We start from the raw sequence: 15,689 nt of genomic DNA on the forward strand, positions 1-15,689 counted from the left end.
CTGGCTGCCTCGGTCAGCTTTGCGCTCTACCAATTGTTTACCCGTGTTGCGAGCCAGGATGACAGCGCGCTCACGTCATTTCTCTATGTTGGCATCGTGGGCACAGTTCTCTCCACCATCATCGGCTCTCAACACATGATGGCGTTTGATGAAGTGGAATGGGCGCTGCTGCTCGGCATTTGCGCAACGGGGACATCCGCACACTTCCTGCTGATGAAAGCACTTTCGTTGGCACAGGCGAGCGACATTCAACCGTTCAACTATCTTCAGCTGGTCTGGTCAATCCCAATTGGGTTCCTTGTGTTCTCCGACCTGCCAATCTGGAGCACCATTCTCGGTGCAATCATCGTGGTGGGTGCAGGTCTGTTCTCGCTGTCTCGCCAGCGTATCCGTGCGGCTGAGAAGGAAACGGGAGTTGAACCCGAGACCTCAGAGGAAGTGGCTGCGCGCGCCGACTAACGTGCCGCGTGCCTACCGCGCGGATTAAAGACGGTTGCCGCGGGCCAGAAACCTCAGGACATCGCCATTGGTGGGCCAGCTGCGATACCGCGGCGCCCGGTCATCCGGCGCTGGTGGGCAGTCGTTCTTGCCGAGGAAATGGGAGGCCACGAGCTTCCCTGTCTTGCGGAACAGGTCAAGGTTGGTGCGAAAGAGCGTTCTCTTTTCCGGCACCACAGTCGTTTCCGCCAGCACTTTACCCGCATCAATCTTTTGAATGCTCTCATGCAGGCTGAGAGTGAAAGCCTGCTCATTCTCCAAAATTGCATGAAAGACCGGATCTGGCCCTTTGTAGATCGGCAGTTTACCGGGATGGATGTTGTAGGTCTTGCCGGAAAACCGCTCGTAAAATGTCGCGTTCAAAATCTGCCCCAGATGAACCGTTAGGATCAAATCCGGCTTACAACGCTCGATAAAGTCGAGAGTCTGAGGCGCGCTGGCGTCATTCGTTGGTAAAACAGGACATTGCAGGCTATGAGCCCAGGTCCGCATGCTCTTCCATTTGGGAACATGTGGCATCCGGTAGGCTGGCTTTGTCACGGCGCCCAGGTACCCCGCATAAAGCGGACCGGAGCGGAGCATAAGGTCCTTATAAGCCCGCCAGTCATTGCGCTTGCCAGATACGGCGGTGCACTTCACAAGGCCACAGATCTTGATTTCCGGATATGCCAGCAAAGAATGTAAAGCAGCATCAGTGTAAACGCTGGCGTTGGAAACAAGACAGATCTGCATGCGTACTCCCCAATTGCATAGTGTGGTCGTCAACTACATAAAGTAATCGTAGGTGACGCCCATTTTCCGTGCTTTTTCCATCCTTGGCGGCTCTACCCGTTTCAGGCGTTGCTCTGCGTAGGAGGTGGAGAGGATCTTTTCTGCTGTCCCCTTTGCTGCAGCTTCCAGGCCAGCCGCATTGTAAAGTGACCCGCGCACCTGAATGGTGGTTTTCAACGCATCGATAAACTTGCGGAACACATCTGGCTCCGGCGGTGTTGCTGAGCGCCAGAACGTCTCCCAATCGCCCTGATGCGTCAGGCCGTCCATATCGTAAATTGTTGGCAGAATGCAGCAGGTCGGCACACCATATTCAAGCGCTTCAATGCCGGCAGAACTGTTGATGGTCAGCATCCCAAGGGATGGTCCAGCAAGTGCTTTGATCGTCTGCCCATGAATGAGCTGCGTGCGTTCTTCAACACCATGCTTCCGGCTGGCCTCAACAATTGCCCGAGAAAGCTCCTTGAAGCGGTACTCCAGTGGATGGCTCTTGAGCAGCAGCAATGTCCCCTCTGGTGCATTGCGGGCAAAAGAGGCGATGACCTTCTCAATGGCCTCATAAATGCTGGTAAAGGGAGAATGATCCCGGATCTGAAAATCCCCATTAAGCTGCAAGGCAAAGAGATAATAAGGTGTGCCGCTTTGCTTCAACTGGCTCCAGATAACATCGGCTTCCTGCTTTCGGCGCTTGGCCTGTAGGCGAGCCTTGAGCCAGCCACCATAAACCTGCACACGAGATTCCGTGCGGTGATTGTGGTAATGCGGAAACTTGCGGGCATGAACTGCGTTGTAGAATGTGAAACCGAGCTCTTGCAGCACAATCTGCTTATAGCTGCCGGGATAAAGGACAGTGGACGTGTCATCCACCTGTTGTGTATCCAACTCCATCAATTCCTGCTTGTTCTGCGGGAAATGCGAAAGCGCAGAACAGCCGCCATACTCGACTGTCATCCAATCCGGACGCAAATAGCCAAGCTCGGTCGCAATGATGGTGACGTCCAACCGCTTCGCGACACCGATGGCGACTTTGTGATAGTAGCGCCGATCTCCATGTAGCAGGATATCAGTGACCCCATGCGCAACAATCAAGGCCTCCAGAAAAAGCGCCCAATTTTCAGCGGGTTCTGAAAAATGAATGGTGTCGGTTATCTCCCAGTCATGAACGTCGCTGCCACAAAAATGAACCTTAAGCGTCTTTGCGCCCAGCTCTTCCAAGTGGTGTGCGGTACGGGCATAGTATTTGGAAAGTGGCCCTTGCAGCAGCAAAATGCAGCGATTGTTTTCTGAAGTCATTTGTCACTCCAGTAACAATTTGCCGGGATGGGAACGCCGGCAGCCTTGGCTTGTTCCAGACGCGGCGGCGTTTCAACAAACGCACCATGTCCGTTGACGCCATCCTCTAGAATGCGCTTTACAAACTCTTGCGCCGCGATCTTGCGACCTTCGGAATTGAAAAAGCTTCCATGCACTTGAATGGTATGCGCCATAAGCTTTTCCAGATCGTGATAAAGGTCAGCATCGGGTAGAGCTGGTTCCCTCCAAAAGTCGTCCAGAGAACGCCGGTCCGTCAATCCGGCAATATCATAGACAGCAATACCCATGGCTTTCACCGGTACACCGCTTTTCAGTGCTTCCATGCCGACCGTGCTGTTCACCAGCACGCACCCGCGCGAATGCCTGAGCAGTTGATTTAGATTGCCGCCATCAATAATGATTGTGCGCTCCAAACAACCGAATTCCGCAGCAATCTCGCGAATGACTTTCGGCCAGTTCTCAACGTTGTTGTCAAACGGATGAAGTTTGAACACCAACTTGCTCTCAGCTGACGCACTTTGCGAAAACGTGCTGTAAAGTTCACGAATGAAACCGGACAGATGTTTGTAGTGGGAGTGATGCCTGATCTGATAATCGCCCTGCATTTGCATAGGGACGACAAAATACTCGGCCTGCTCTTTTATGACCGTGTTGATTGCTTCTTCCGCTTCCTGTCCAAGCCGCTTCTGGCGCATCAGGCGCGGAATGTAGCTGAAATAGTCCCTGAACGGATGATAGTAGCGATCTCGCTGATAAAACGGGAATAGATACGGGAAGAAAATCGGGATCAGGTTGCAGATGACCTCATTGGTCGCTTCCTGCAAAAACGCATGCGGAAAACGGGTTGTAGCTGCCAGTTCCGGTAAGTCAGCGGCGCTTTGTCTAATCTGCGCCGGATCATTCGGGAAGTGCGAATACACTCCCATGCCACCACGCTCCAGCGTGATCCAATCCGGGCGCATATAACCAAACTCATAGGCAAACGTGTTGATGCCCCGTTGCATGGCAACATCATGCGCTACCCGGTGATACGGTCGCCGATCCGCATAGTACAGAATGTCCGTGATGCCATTCTCATCAATCAACCGCTCCAGCTTGCTTTGCCAGTTCTTCAACCGCCCCCAATAAGCTTTCGCCCCCAACCCAACGCGAAAATACCAGTCACTAAGCGAAAAGTTAACAATGGTGTACCTGATCTTGCGAGCTTCAAATTCATCAACAAGCGCCCGACAAAAGGCAGAAGGATGGGATTGCAAAATAAGAACTGATTGAACTGACATAGTGCCTATACTCAACTACTTAAGCTGATTTTTGCGATGCTGAGCAAGCGCTTCGTTAACAGAATCGTACATAGTCAATTCGCCGTCATGCAGCAGACAGGCGGTATCGCAGAGCTTTTTGATTGTGGCTTCTGAGTGCGAGATCATGATGATGTTGGCATGTTTGAGCTTTGTCTCAAAAACTTTATCACATTTTCTTTTGAACCGAGCATCGCCAACAGCAGTAATTTCATCAATTAGATAGCAATTGAAATTTATGGCCATGCTAACACCAAAAGCAAGGCGTGCTTTCATACCGCTCGAATATGTTTGAATTGGTAATGTCATAGACGGCCCTAGTTCAGAGAAATCTTCTACAAACTCGACCATACGCTCTGTGTCTTCGCCATACATTCGAGCAACGAAGCGAACGTTTTCGATGCCTGTCATCTTCCCTGCGAAGCCACCTCCAAAGCCAAGAGGCCAGGAAACCTTTACGTTTCGCTTGATGCGACCGCTATCAGGAAGTTCAGCACCTGCAATCAATCGCATTAATGTTGATTTACCTGCACCATTATGACCAAGTATGCCGATATTTTTGCCTTTAGGGAATCTTGTTGTAAGCCCGTTCAAAATATTTTTTCTTACGCCCTTAAGTCGGTAAGTTTTTGATACATCAAGAAATTCGATCATCAGATAGATTTCTTTCGATAGAGGCGTTCACCGAATAAACCAACGAGGAGCAGGATTACTATGCAGGTTAGCAAGTATGATTTGTCCAAGACGATGCTATCGTAATTTCCATAGTAACCTTCACGAAACCACTCAATACCGTGTAGCACTGGGTTCCAGGCAAGCAATCTCACAATTTGGGTTGGAAAATCGCTTGGTACATAAAAAATTCCAGAAAGAAAAAAAAGCGGTCTACTGATTATTGACTCTAGTTGCTTCCATGTAGGCCATAATCTGAATAAAACGGTATTCGTGGTTCCTGCTCCGAAACCGAGCAACGTTAAAAAAATAAACGCGGCTGCGCATTGCTCTGGGCGGACTGGCAGCGGTGAGCCGTCACCCCAGATAATCATCGTGAAAAAAACTATAATTATCATGAGATAGGTTAAAGTGATTAAAATATATTTAGAAACAAGTATGTCAGTCTCTTTAACGAGCGGATAACTAAGCAGCCCTTTACTAGAGCTAACCGCTGTCATAAGTGAACTAGATAGTTTGGAATAAGTTTGGAACGGTAAGATACCACTGGCAAAAAAGAGCGCAAAACTGGTTCCAAAGGCCGGTGATCTTCCGATACTCGAGAAGATCAACACTAAGACCAGAGTACTTAGAGCTGGGTTAACAATCGCCCAGAGATACCCTAACTGAGTGTCCCCAAAGGCTGTTCGAGTTTCTCTAAGTACAAGTGCACCAATAACACGGGTTTGAGTTGTAATAACATTTTCCATAGCAAACGGTTTATTTGAGGTGGTCACGAATGGAGTACGTAATTACTGTAGCAAGCGCCCAGATGGAAAGTAGCCCAAGAAAAAGTATAAGAGAGTTGATGAGGCGACGAGGATAGATAGCCGCTTCTGGTTTTGACGGAGGATTAAAAACTGCAAGATATCTTTGTTGACGATCTGCCTCAGCGCGTGAACGCTCTAAACCAGCTAGTGCTGCAGTATAGGTTTGTTGAGCAAACTCTTGCTCGACCACCAACTCTTCATAATTCGCTAACAATGCAGAAATAGACGAAAGTCGATCACCGGTTTCAACTGATAGTTTCTCTTGGAATGGTTTCTTGCCACTTATTTCGTCACGTTTATTTAAAATTTGCTGAATTAGAACTTCTTCTTGCTTTCGTAGTTGACGAATTGTTGGTGAGCTTTCATCTATTGTTCCAACCAATGTTGCCAACCGAGATCGTGTGTCTAATAGCTGCTTCTCGAGACCTGCAATAAGTTCAATTTGTACTTCAGCATTTTTTGTCGGATCGATTGAACTCTCTGTACTGCGAAATTCTTTCATTCGCATGCGGATAATCTTCAGTCTCAATTCTGCACGTCGGACTTCCTCTTCGGCAAACTTGACGGCATCTTTGCGTGCGTTTTGAGAAAGCGTGTTAACAAGTTCTGAACCGTACGAGAGAACTTTGGAAGCAATTTTTTCAGCCATATCCGGAGTGAATGCTTGAACCTCGACTTCAATAATACTCGACGAGTTGTCGAAACTAGTTGAAATCATGCCCTGCCAGTATCCGACTAAGTCTTCAATAGAAAATTCCTGGTCTAACTGATAGATGAAGTCCACGTTGTCACCACCAAAATGTTCAACGATACCTAAATCAACAGAGAGACGTTCAACAACTTCTCGACCCTCTAGATAGTCCATAAGGATAAAAGAGTCTGTTGTAGTGGTTCCTACGCTAGCGAGACCCGTGAGGGCTCCTAAGAAGTCTCCTCCAGCCGAAGAGCCATCCATACCGCGTACGGAGAAGCCTATGGTCGACGAATATCGTTCTGAAGCAATAAACAAGAAATAGGTTGCACCTAGCAAGCCAGGAACAAGGACTAGCAAGGCAAATGAGATTGCTAAAAATTTCCTTCGAATTTCTTGAGGCCTTAATGACCGGAAATTGAGCAACGTATTAGATTGAGTAATTTTTGAGTCAGTTGTTTTGTCGAATGGTAAAGTGACAACTGAAGCAATTTTTTTCTGCAATGGTGCTTTTTTTGCTGGTGTCGTAGATGCCTTAGGATTTGATGCCTTGGAATCGTGTTTTGGAGTTACTTTACCTGGAGTTTTTGGCGGTGCAGGGCGAATTTCAGCGACTTTTGCGGTTGTCCCATTTTCCATACTGGGTCTTCACCTTCTTAAATGGCACTTGGTCATAGTTGTAGGCAAATGCCCATTTTCTTAAATTGAAGATTTCGTTGAATCATAACACGACTTCTCAAATTGAGAAGCAATTATTGGCAATACAACAACTGGCAAACTTAAGTTACAGCCAGAAAACCGCAATCTTAAAAGGTACTCACTGTTTTGCTGATTGCCAATGTTCCACTCAAAATCCTGATAAACTTGTTAAGCTCAGCACCATAAGCGCTAGAAACATAGACAACGTCTTTATCACGTAGCGAGAAAAGTTGGCCTTTGAAATAGGAACGAGCATCTCTCATATTTAAGCGGTAAATCACAGGAATCCTCCCCGAATTAGTCCCAAGATACTCAGGTTTTAGCTGGGAAATAACTTGCGGATCTTCGTAGCGGAAAATGAAGAGACCTTGAGAATTTGCCGCACTCCTGTCCAAGCCACCGATACGGCCTAGGGCTTCAACGAGTGAAACATTTGAGGCCTGTATTGGAAACTCTCCAACTTTTGGCACGGCACCAAAAGCCGTGAAGGTCTGTGGATCATGCGTGATGAAAATCCGATCTCCTGGTCGAACATAGACATTTTCGTGTGTTGTCTGGAAAACAGCGCTGAGTAACTGCTTTGCTTGACGTCCGTTGCGAGAAATCGACACATAGCTCTCAGTGGCAGGAGATGCGTTACCGCCTGCGTTTGCGACAACGTCGAGCAAACGCTTGCCGCTTAGATCCAAGGGATATTGACCTGGTTTCTTAACTGCACCATTCACTGTGACCAAACTGCTAGCATTTTGCTTTAATGTAACAATAACTTGTGGGTTAGTAGCTTTACGATCAAGCGCAACCTGGAGCGCTTCTTGAAGCCGCTCGACAGATTTTCCACGCGCATTTACCTTCCCCACATACGGAATGGTGATTGCACCGCTTTGGTTGACCATGAATGGGCCAAGCTCGACGCCGCCAGCTTGTCCATTCGGTGTGAATAAACGATCGTTGCCCTGCTCCCAAACGACGACAGAAACAGTGTCACCAACGCCAACGATATGCTTTGGCGCCCATTTTCCGCTTGTGAAGACTTTTGACAATCTATTCGGGTGATAGGCTGAAAGTACTGATACAACCGAATCATCAAGATCAATGAGATGATAGTCAAAGGGTTCTGTGCGTCGATCCGAAGAGGCTGCCTGGATCTCTGAAGACACAGGACCAGCTGAAGGTAGTGCAGCGCAGCCGGACAAAACGCCTAAGACTGGAACAATAACGGCAATGGATTTTAGGAAACCTGAAGTTATTTGAGCTGACCGCACATCAGTCGAATTGGAAAATAAATTCATAAAACTTCTATCCACTTTACCGCCGGATCAAAAATACGCATGTCAAAAATATCCAGCTTTAATAAAGTGTCTAATACCTCAATCTGAGATAGAATTCAAATTTAGTAAGGGAAACGGGTTCAACTACCTGTTGTTTTCTTTGGAGAAACCCGGACTTCTGATGAAGCCTGCAGAATCTAGGTTGCACGTTAACTATCTGTTTGCCAAAACAAATGAAATACGCGTTGTTTGGAGCCCCTTTTTTATGTTTTCTCCGAGATCGATTCTCATCACAGGTGCCAGCTCCGGGTTGGGGAGGGCTTTGGCGATTTCTTATGCAGGTGAAGGCGTAACTCTTTGCTTGACTGGGAGAAATGAGGAGCGGCTACTTGAGACTGTACGTGAAGTTGAGCGAGCAGGGGGCATTGTACTTTGGAAAGCGCTTGATGTTTGCGATGCGGTAGCTCTTCAAAACTGGGTTGAGGAGTTAGAGCGGCACACGCCTCTCGATTTGGTCATCTCTAATGCAGGTATCACAGGGTCACATGAGGTTGATGGCGCTGTCGAGACGGCTGAGACAGCACATGCTCAGATTGCGACTAACCTTGGGGGGGCTGTCAATGTTTTGACAGCGGTCGCACCATTTATGCAGCAGCGTAAAAGCGGTCGAATTGCGTTGATCAGCTCGTTGGCAGGAATGCAGCCGATATCCGATGGGCCTGCCTATGGGGCCTCAAAAGCTGGCGTGATCGCGTATGGTGAAGCGATGCGGGACCACCTTTATAAGTGGGGGGTGTCAGTATCTGTGATTTGTCCGGGATATATTCTGACGCCGATGGCCGATCAGTTTAAAAGCTGGCGGCCTTATGAATACACAGCAGAGGAAGCTGCTTCTTCAATCAAAAAAGCTATTGCACGGAAAAAGGCGTTTTATGCGTTCCCATGGCAACTGGCGCTAAGTATTCGTATAGGAAAACTGCTGCCGTGGAAACTGCGCAGACTGGCAAATCAGCGCTTTAATTATCAGCGCTGATTTAATTTCATACCACTAATTAAGCAGACATAACCTGTTGAATTGAAATAGGATTACTATCGTAATTCGCTATTTCTTCGTTCACCAGTTCGATCGCCTGATCTAATTGCTCTTCAGTATGTTCTGACGTGATGAAGAAGCGCAGACGAGCTGATTTTTCTGGAACTGCCGGATAGATAATCGGCAGTACATTGAGACTGCGATCGAGCAAACGCGCAGCCAAAACAGTCGCCTTTAATGAATCGCCCATCATGATCGGAACAACTGCACAGCCTTGGCTGACACCAGTATCAAGACCTGCAGCCTGAGCCTTCTCAAGGAAATACTGCCCGTTTGACTGAGCTGCCTGTACCCGGTGAGGCTCTGCTTCCAGGAGGCGAATGGCTTCACAAACCGCTGCTGCGATTGGTGGGGCAATGCCGACACTGAACACGAAACCTGAGGCTGTGAGTTTGAGATAGTCAACCAAATCACTACAGCCAGCGATGTAACCGCCGCACCCAGCTAATGTCTTGGAGAATGTGCCCATCCAGATATCAACATCTCTCGGGTCCACCTTGAAGTGCTCGGCGAGGCCGCGGCCTGTCTCTCCGAGAATGCCGATGGAGTGCGCCTCATCGACCATGAGCCAGGCACCGTATTTCTTTTTAATCTCAATCAGACGTGGAAGATCCGGATAGTCCCCGTCCATTGAATAAACGCCTTCAACCACGATCAGTGTACGCGGGTGTTTATGGGCGCGCAGCTCCAGAATGTTTTCCAGTGCCTCAAAATTGTTATGGGGGAAGGATTGCCGAACGGCACCAGAAAGCTTCGCTCCTGTGACGATGCTGTTGTGAATGTAGCTGTCATGAATGATCAGATCATCCGGCTGCATCAACTGGCCAATGCTGGTGACGTTTGTTGCATGGCCACTGACAAAAGCAACAGAACTTTGAACGCCGTGCATCCGAGCAATGAGCCTTTCAAGCTCGGTATGGATTACACGCTCGCCAGCAACAACCCGGCTGGCACTGGCTGAAATGCCATAGTGATCGACAGCTGTTTTGGCAGCTTCCTGGACCTTTTCATGCCCATTCAATCCCAGATAATCGTAGGAGGAGAAATTAAGGTAAGTTTCTCCGTCAATCAGTGTCGTTGCCCCGGCGCGTGCGTCATGCGCACGGAAAAAGGGATTGTTGATCTGCAACAGATCCGCCGCTGCTTTTTGAAGGCGAATTTCCTTAAATCCCGGAAGGTCCGCAAACTTTGGAGCGATTGCTTTATCAGCTTGAGGCTTGGCAGTCTTCTGCTTTGGAAGCGCAGACTTTGAGCGCCTGACAGCGCTCAAAGCATTCAACCGGTCGTCTTTGCTTAGTTTTTTCTTGTCTGATTTGGCCATTAATTCAAAAGTCTTGCTGTTTTGTCCTGATGAGTATCTAGGATTTCGCGCACAGTTGATTTTTGAGCGTCATCCAGATCATCGGAAAGGTGTTGGCTGGCCAGAACGTTGTGAGAGCCATCCTCAGCAGAAGCCTCTCCACCTTCGCGTTTGCGAAGTTTTTGTAGGATTTGCGCAGCAAAGTCATCCAAACACGTTCCGCCTGAGATAGATACCAGCGGAATCTCCAGATTGAAGCGTTTCTGAATTCCCATTCTCAATTCAAGCCCCATCAAGGAGTCCATTCCAAACTCCGCAAGTGGGCGTTGATGAGAAATGTCCTCTGCTGGCAGGCGCAGGATGCGGCCAATTTCACCAGCAAGAATATGAGCGACAATTTCTTTGGCCTCTGTATCCGACTTGCCTTCAATGAGAGACAGGATATCGGTCGCACTGTCGCTGTCTCCATCCGTATCGCTGCGGCCAACGATTTCGCGGAAGAGTGGCTTGCTCAACAGTGATAAAGATTGATGAGCTGCTGCCCATGCAAAACGGCCAATATGAACCACGGCACCTGGCGCAGACCCATCATCCTGTTCCATAGCAAGCTTGAGAATATCCAGACCTTCGCGAGCCTTAATGGTTGCTTCACCTAGATGCCTGGAAAGCTTGTCGGAAACCTCAGCATTTCTGGCAAGGAAGCCCACATCGCCGATCGCACCCCAGCCGACAGCAATTGCAGGTTTGCCAGCTTTACGGCGGGCTCTTGCAAGTCCTTCGAGATATCCGTTGGCAGCGACGTAATGAGACTGGCCAGGGTTCCCGATCAGGGTGGTTGCAGAGGAGAACAGGATAAACTGGTCCAACTCGTCCTGACGTGTCAGCTCATCCAGCAGACTTGCACCTTGAATTTTTGGCTCAAGCACCTTGCGGAACCGCTTCTCGTCCAGCTGTTGGATAATGCCATCATCCAACACCATCGCAGCATGGGTGATGCTCTTGAGTGGTGCGGACTGGCGCAGTTCGCTCAGCAAGCCGTGAACAGCTGTTCTATCCGTGACATCGCAGCTCACCGCGGAGACAGTAACGCCTTTTTCTGCCAAGGCCTCAAACAGCTTTTCGTGTTGCTCGCTCACCCTTGCAGACCGGCTTGTGAGTGTAATGCGCCGTGCACCATTATCAGCCAACCAGCGGCAGATTTCCAAGCCAAAGCCACCAAGACCACCGATCACCACATGATGACCATCCTGAGCGAATTTGAGAGAGGTATGCTCTTGCGGAACTTTAACGTCTTCAGGTTTTGGTGGCGTGATCAGGATCTTGCCGATGTGCCCGGACCGTTGCATGAGCCGGAAGGCATCCTGAACATTGCGACCCTCAAACACGCGGTGAGGCAATGGCGTGAAAGTTCCGTCTTTGATCAGCTCAAAGACATCTTCAATGAGCTTGCGTGCCAGATCACTATCATGCAGCAGGATCTGATCCAGATCGATCCCAAAGTAAGAGACATTGCGACGGAACGGGCGCAAACCGATCTTAGTGTTTGCGTAATAGTCTCGTTTGCCAAGCTCAAGGAACCGGCCAAACGGGCGTACAATATTGATACTTGCTTCCATCGCTTCGCCAGCAAGCGAGTTCAAGACTGAGTGGACGCCTTTTCCATCAGTAAGTTCCATGACTTTCTCTGGGAACTGCAAACTGCGGGAGTCAAGAATATGATCGGCACCGAGCAGACGAAGAATCTCTCGTTTTTCTTCAGACCCAGCGGTGGCAATGACCTTAGCGCCCACATGCTTTGCAATTTGTAGTGCTGCAAGACCAACGCCACCGGCGCCACCGTGAATGAGAACCCATTGATCTTCTTTGAGTTCACCAAGATGGATGAGCGAGTAATAAGCGGTCAGGAATGCAACTGGATAAGTCGCAGCAGAGACAAGATCCTGACTTTGGTCCAGTTTCGCCACTGCAAATTTAGGGCAGGTAACATAGGAAGAGTATCCACCAGACGTAAACGCAACGACTTTGTCACCAACGGACAGGTCCCCGGCATTCTCACCAGTGCGTGTAACAGTACCTGAAATTTCCAGGCCAAGATTAGGCCCGCCATAACCGTCTTCAAGCGCTTCTTCTGGAAGCATGCCCAAAGTCCACATAACATCACGGAAGTTCAAGCCAGTTGCGGCGACTTTAATCTCAACATGATCCTCAGATGGCTCAGTACGTTGCTGCCCACGCCAGTTTAGATGGTTGAGAGAACCTGCCTCTGAGAAGTTCAGCTCAACATTCTCTGCAGGTTTCCAAGTGGATTGACCAAACCCGGATTTAACACGTGAAACTACTCGGCTTTTTTGCGGCTGATGGAGTTCATTCTCCATATTCTGATAGAAAACAGCCTCCAATATGTCGGAGGCAATGCCTTCGGCACCTTTTTCAGTGCAAACATCAAGGGTAAGAGGTGTCAGTTCTGGAGCCTCATTGCCAAGAACACGTGCAAACGTCCAGGCGGCACTTTGTGCGGGAGCTTCGAGGTCAGCGTTATGACCGCTGCCACCTGGAGCAACAAGTGCGAGCTGACCGGCTAAACCTGGATAAGCCTTTACGAGGCCAACACAAGTTGCACAGCGCTTCATGACTTGGTCTACAGGGGCGTCACCGGCCTCTGCCAGACCATACAGATGGATGATGGTTTTGAGTTCAGCATCAAGGAAAGCAGAACCAGCAAGCGCGCACTTCCAACCGCTGGCTTCATTCAGGTCGAACTGCCCACTATCTGCATCTAGAAGCTTGATATTACAGGCTGCTAATCTCTCATCACTCTGTATAGCCTTCGCAATTTCCTGCTCCAGCTTTGAGTTACCTGCCAGAATGACCATGGCCTTGCTCTCAGGTAAATCGGCCGTTGGATCAAGCTGCTGACTTACGTCTACAGGTTTTGCAGTCGCATTCAGCAAAACAATTGATGCACCTTCTTTGAGTGCCTCAATTGCGATTGGAGCGTTGAACGATGTCGAGGTAAACTGATCCAGCCAGTCATTGCTTGTTTTCAGCGGACCGACTGGATACTCGTCGGAAATTGAGCTGGCAAACCAATCTTCAGACAGACCAAAAGCTACATCATGGAAAACATCTGAAAGCGGTTCGATCGCAAGGAACTGTCCGCCTTCTGTCAGTGATTGTCCGAGCTTTTCGAAAAGGTTTGCCTCTCTCTGACATGCTTCGTGAAGAAGACCTGATGATACAATGACATCGAATGGTCCCTGTTCTAACGCAGCATCCCAAGTGTGATTACTATCCAGATTGCTCGTATCGAATACAGCGATGTTAGGCTCATCCAGAACACTGGCAGACAAACGCGCAGCGCTTTTGTGGTTACTGTCGGCGATCGAAACCTTTGTTACTTGGCTAGGGAGTATCTGCTGAATATCTTTTGCCAGATTCAGCCCTGAGCCGCTTAGATCCAGAACATGAAGCGGCGTGTCTGTGTCCCAGGTCGCAAGCGCGGTTCTAAGCCATTCAGAGATACTCTGGCTTCGTGTTTGTGCTTCCGGGGAGGAATACCAGTATTGCTCGAGCATCGCACTGGAATGTTCGAAGTCATCGCCCTCAAAACTATCAAGGTCAAGGCTATCGAGAACGAATTTGCGTGTGGTTGCAAGAATGGTTGCAGCGGCGATGTCTTGCGGGCTTTCTTCCAGCACACTCTCAACCAGAAGATCGAAATCAGGAAGCTCAAAATCGCTATTCAATTCAAAGCGATTTACCCCGCATTCCGTCGCTGCCCCAGCTTCCTGAAGGATCGTCAAAAGAGTGACGAAATACCGACGATGATTACTTGGTAAGTCCTCAACCGAAACAGTCTGTTCGCCATCCGCAAACTTTGAGATAATATCAAATGCTGTTCTTTGAGCCGCCGCATTGAGCAGCAGATAAGCTTCACGCTCAGCTTCATCTTCAACAGTACGGAACTTTTCAGCAACGTAGTCTTCAATTGCTGGGAAACTATGGTTGAGTTTAGCAATTGTGATTGCGGGATTCCGCTGCAGCTCTGCTTCGACGCGATAGATCAGGTCAGACGGGTTATCTTTACGACCCAGTTCGGTTGCACGGAAGCGGCCACCGGAAATTGCAATAATGACGTTGTCATCTTCATCGAAAATCTGGAAGTCTGCTAAAATAGAGAGTTCAGAAGCACGTTTGACCTGAATGCGAACATAGGCTGGGGACGCGCCTGTTTGATATTGGCGAACCTTATCAAAGAAAATTGGAACATACGCTTTGGGGCGACTGTTTTGGGGTGTTGTCTCTCTGAATAGCGAGAGCAGGCCGTGGAAACATCCATCAAGTTCAGCAGGATGAATGCCAAAGGAAGAAACCTGCTCGTCATGTTCAAGTGCAGACAGGTGGACGATGAATGTACCCTCATCTACCTGAGAGACGTTTTGAGTGCGTTGGAAACGTGGCCCAAACTCAAGTCCGTATGTGAGCGCCGCTTTGTAAATTTCCTCACCGGTGTTGATGAGCTGGGCCGCTTCAAAGTTGAGTTGAATGTTTGGTGCTGGAGTCTCCAGTTTTGCAACCCTGCCGACGGCATGCAGCGTCCAGTCATCTCCGCTCAGGCGCATCCGGCTGGAAATTTTAACAGTCCCAGTTTCCTCGATGATTTCGGTTTGAACTTCGGTCAGATATTCGTCACTCAAAACGAGTGCTTGCAAAATATCCATAGACCGCAGTTCTACAGCGACACTTCCATAAAGAGCGGAACCGGCAGCAAGAGCCATTTCAACATAGCCAGCCCCAGGGAAAATCATTTGTCCGTTGATGACGTGATCTTCTAGAAATGGAACTGTGAAGCGGTCCAGATGAGTGGTCCAGACGTTATAGCTGGCGTTCGGACGCCAACCTAAAAGCGGATGATCTCCCCCCCGGAAAATGCCCATATTGGCCTCACCACTGTTTTCAAAGCGGAAGCTTTTATTTTGCCAGGGGAGAGGGAGCAGATTAACGGGTTCATCCGGGTTCTTGCCGAAGAGTTTATCCGTATCAACATTGATGCATGCAACAAAAGCACGGGCGACGAGATTGATAATTGGGTCTGTTCCACCAAGTTGCTCGTTCGAAAGGCTGGAAAGTACAGAGCCTTTCCCGCCTTTTTCAGCAGCGACCTGGCGTAGATAACTTTGCAGGATCGGTTTTGGACCAATCTCGATGATCGTTTCAGCGCCAAGATCAAGAGCGGTCGCAACGGCCTTGGAGAACAATACTGGCTTTTGGAGGGT

At 49.0% G+C, this 15,689-nt stretch carries 11 protein-coding genes; 2 read left to right on the plus strand and 9 right to left on the minus strand.

Going from position 1 to position 15,689, the window contains the following annotated elements; genetic code table 11:
• Positions 1-459, plus strand: a 459-nt coding sequence (locus PPL9_RS01920; RefSeq protein WP_152986569.1) for a DMT family transporter, incomplete at its 5' end; no start/stop codon positions are given.
• A 24-nt stretch (positions 460-483) separates the two neighbouring features.
• On the opposite strand, the gene PPL9_RS01925 is transcribed toward PPL9_RS01920, so the two are convergent.
• The 7 genes from PPL9_RS01925 to PPL9_RS01955 all read right to left on the minus strand — a co-directional run bounded on the left by PPL9_RS01925 (position 484) and on the right by PPL9_RS01955 (position 8,041).
• Positions 484-1,230 (minus strand): formyltransferase family protein, encoded by a 747-nt coding sequence (locus PPL9_RS01925; protein WP_057461062.1) that lies wholly within the window; start codon positions 1,228-1,230, stop codon positions 484-486.
• A gap of 33 nt (positions 1,231-1,263) precedes the next feature.
• Positions 1,264-2,562, minus strand: coding sequence for a capsular biosynthesis protein (locus PPL9_RS01930; RefSeq protein ID WP_057461063.1), 1,299 nt, complete (start codon positions 2,560-2,562; stop codon positions 1,264-1,266).
• Positions 2,559-3,863 carry a capsular biosynthesis protein gene (locus PPL9_RS01935; protein WP_057461064.1) on the minus strand — a complete coding sequence of 435 codons (1,305 nt, stop codon included), beginning with the start codon at positions 3,861-3,863 and terminating at the stop codon, positions 2,559-2,561. The genes PPL9_RS01930 and PPL9_RS01935 overlap by 4 nt, the downstream gene beginning before the upstream one ends.
• 15 nt (positions 3,864-3,878) lie before the next feature.
• Positions 3,879-4,535 (minus strand): ABC transporter ATP-binding protein, encoded by a 657-nt coding sequence (locus PPL9_RS01940; protein ID WP_057461065.1) that lies wholly within the window; start codon positions 4,533-4,535, stop codon positions 3,879-3,881.
• Positions 4,535-5,302 (minus strand): ABC transporter permease, encoded by a 768-nt coding sequence (locus PPL9_RS01945; protein WP_057461066.1) that lies wholly within the window; start codon positions 5,300-5,302, stop codon positions 4,535-4,537. The genes PPL9_RS01940 and PPL9_RS01945 overlap by 1 nt, the downstream gene beginning before the upstream one ends.
• Positions 5,303-5,312: 10 nt before the next feature.
• Positions 5,313-6,692: a hypothetical protein gene (locus PPL9_RS01950; protein WP_057461067.1), complete on the minus strand. Its 1,380-nt coding sequence runs from the start codon at positions 6,690-6,692 to the stop codon at positions 5,313-5,315.
• 167 nt (positions 6,693-6,859) lie between these two features.
• On the minus strand, positions 6,860-8,041 hold the full coding sequence (locus PPL9_RS01955) for a polysaccharide biosynthesis/export family protein (protein WP_057461068.1): 1,182 nt from the start codon (positions 8,039-8,041) through the stop codon (positions 6,860-6,862).
• On the opposite strand from PPL9_RS01955, the gene PPL9_RS01960 reads away from it, so the two are divergent.
• A complete protein-coding gene (locus PPL9_RS01960; RefSeq protein WP_208989111.1) occupies positions 8,025-9,053 on the plus strand; it encodes an SDR family NAD(P)-dependent oxidoreductase in 1,029 nt (342 codons plus the stop codon). The genes PPL9_RS01955 and PPL9_RS01960 overlap by 17 nt on opposite strands.
• 19 nt (positions 9,054-9,072) lie before the next feature.
• Here the strand turns inward: PPL9_RS01960 and PPL9_RS01965 are convergent, their stop codons facing one another.
• Positions 9,073-10,434, minus strand: a complete 1,362-nt coding sequence (locus PPL9_RS01965) for an aminotransferase class I/II-fold pyridoxal phosphate-dependent enzyme (protein ID WP_057461069.1) — start codon at positions 10,432-10,434, stop codon at positions 9,073-9,075.
• Complete coding sequence (locus PPL9_RS01970) at positions 10,434-15,671, minus strand: SDR family NAD(P)-dependent oxidoreductase (protein ID WP_208989112.1); 5,238 nt, start codon at positions 15,669-15,671, stop codon at positions 10,434-10,436. Before PPL9_RS01970 ends, PPL9_RS01965 begins: the two co-directional genes overlap by 1 nt.
• Positions 15,672-15,689: the final 18 nt, after the last annotated feature.

Origin of the sequence: Pseudovibrio sp. POLY-S9, assembly GCF_001431305.1 — a bacterium.
Taxonomy (GTDB): domain Bacteria; phylum Pseudomonadota; class Alphaproteobacteria; order Rhizobiales; family Stappiaceae; genus Pseudovibrio.

Excerpts from the sequence above, each read along its gene's own strand:
- PPL9_RS01950 (WP_057461067.1), bottom strand. The coding sequence starts at position 6,692 with ATGGAAAATGGGACAACCGCAAAAGTCGCTGAAATTCGCCCTGCACCG.
- PPL9_RS01955 (WP_057461068.1), bottom strand. The coding sequence starts at position 8,041 with ATGAATTTATTTTCCAATTCGACTGATGTGCGGTCAGCTCAAATAACT.
- PPL9_RS01925 (WP_057461062.1), bottom strand. The coding sequence starts at position 1,230 with ATGCAGATCTGTCTTGTTTCCAACGCCAGCGTTTACACTGATGCTGCT.
- PPL9_RS01965 (WP_057461069.1), bottom strand. The coding sequence starts at position 10,434 with ATGGCCAAATCAGACAAGAAAAAACTAAGCAAAGACGACCGGTTGAAT.
- PPL9_RS01945 (WP_057461066.1), bottom strand. The coding sequence starts at position 5,302 with ATGGAAAATGTTATTACAACTCAAACCCGTGTTATTGGTGCACTTGTA.
- PPL9_RS01930 (WP_057461063.1), bottom strand. The coding sequence starts at position 2,562 with ATGACTTCAGAAAACAATCGCTGCATTTTGCTGCTGCAAGGGCCACTT.
- PPL9_RS01940 (WP_057461065.1), bottom strand. The coding sequence starts at position 4,535 with ATGATCGAATTTCTTGATGTATCAAAAACTTACCGACTTAAGGGCGTA.
- PPL9_RS01935 (WP_057461064.1), bottom strand. The coding sequence starts at position 3,863 with ATGTCAGTTCAATCAGTTCTTATTTTGCAATCCCATCCTTCTGCCTTT.